1 protein-coding gene is annotated in these 1,383 nt (G+C 54.6%); it reads right to left on the bottom strand.

The features are described from left to right. Positions 1-1,283: IS1634 family transposase (locus ETC02_RS16555; protein ID WP_171698439.1), on the bottom strand; the 1,283-nt coding region annotated here is incomplete at its 3' end. Positions 1,284-1,383 lie beyond the last annotated feature (100 nt).

Below are 1,383 nucleotides of genomic sequence, written 5' to 3'. Positions count from 1 at the left end.
AGCTTCAAGATCTCTTGGGCATCCATGGGTTGGCCCTTCCATTCCTTCGGAACGGTCGTGACAAGGACAAACCGGGACGCTTTCCGTCTCGCCTGTTCCCACGCGTCTTGGTCGAATTCGACGTCAAGGTGCAAGAAATACAGCGTCTCCACCTCGGGTTCCGCCCCTTTTTTCGGCCGTCCGCGCCGTTTTTTCGGGCGTACGATCTCTTCGACCGCGGCCTCAACCCGATGAAACCGGGGGCGAAGGGACGCCTTGAGGGACGCCAAGGCTTGTTCGGCATCTTCCCGGCAGGAGAAAGGGTGGCGCTCCCAACGGGCTTGTTCCTCGCGAAGAAGCTCCGCTTCTTTGGTTCGTTCTTTTTCGAGCGTCTTTCCTTTTCGCTGGTCGAGCGCACTCGATTCGACGACGATCAGCCGAACGGGGTGGCCTTCATAGGTGGAGGATGTTTCCCATACCCGGTACGTGGCGCCGTTTCTCTCCGCCAGGGTAAAGGGTTCGCTCCACGGGATGTGAGGCGAATCGGCCTCCGCTAATGCCCGTTTCACGATCCGAAGCGACGAAGGGCCTCGGGTGATCAAAAAGGCGTTGGCCGCTTTGGTTTGCGCCAGAGTGTCTTTTGTCATCGCGGCGGAATCGGCCACGTAAATCCATTCGTCTTCCATCTTGGCTTGTTTGAGCTGTTCGTGGACACGGGACAGCACCTCCGGATTCCACGTTTTGTCAGGCAGGTTGCCGTCGTGCACATCGCCGTAAAACGGGATGCCGTCCTCGTTGCCGACCAGTCCGAAGCCGATCTGTTTTTGCCAACGATGATGGCGGTTATAGCCATGTGTGATCTGCAAAGCCTCTAATGAGGCCGATTCATACGCGCCGTAAACCGTCTTGTCCGTCGTATCGGCGTGAAAGGCTCGGAGGGAAAGGCCTTCTTTGCGATAAATGTGAATCAAGCAAGTGCTGATCACCTTGTGAATGTCGGCCTCATACAAGCGGTCGAGATGACGAGCCAAGGCATCGTCGTTCAACCAGGAAGGATGGAGACCGGGACGGATGAGTTTCTCTAGATCGATCTCCTGAGCCCATCGTTCCACGTGAACGAGGGCTTGCCGGCCGTCAAACATATTGTAGATGATGGCCTGAACGGCATCGCTGACTCGAGTCTGGCACTGTGGATCAACGGGAACGAGATGGTCAATCAATTGGGGCAGGCCCAGTTTCTTGAATAGGGCACTTATTATATTCAAATAATCATTACGATAGACCTTTTTGACTTGAACGTTCATGAGAGAAAAACTCCTTCACTTTCCTTGTGTGTCAAGGATTCATTCGACATCGGAACGAAAAAATCCTCCCGATTTTCGTTGGGAGGGTGCGAAATGTGAG

Origin of the sequence: Geobacillus sp. DSP4a, from assembly GCF_013096875.1 — a bacterium.
Classification (GTDB): Bacteria; Bacillota; Bacilli; order Bacillales; family Anoxybacillaceae; genus Geobacillus; species Geobacillus thermophilus.
The sequence above is the reverse complement of the archived record's forward strand: the minus strand, read 5'-3'. Positions and strand labels throughout refer to the sequence as shown.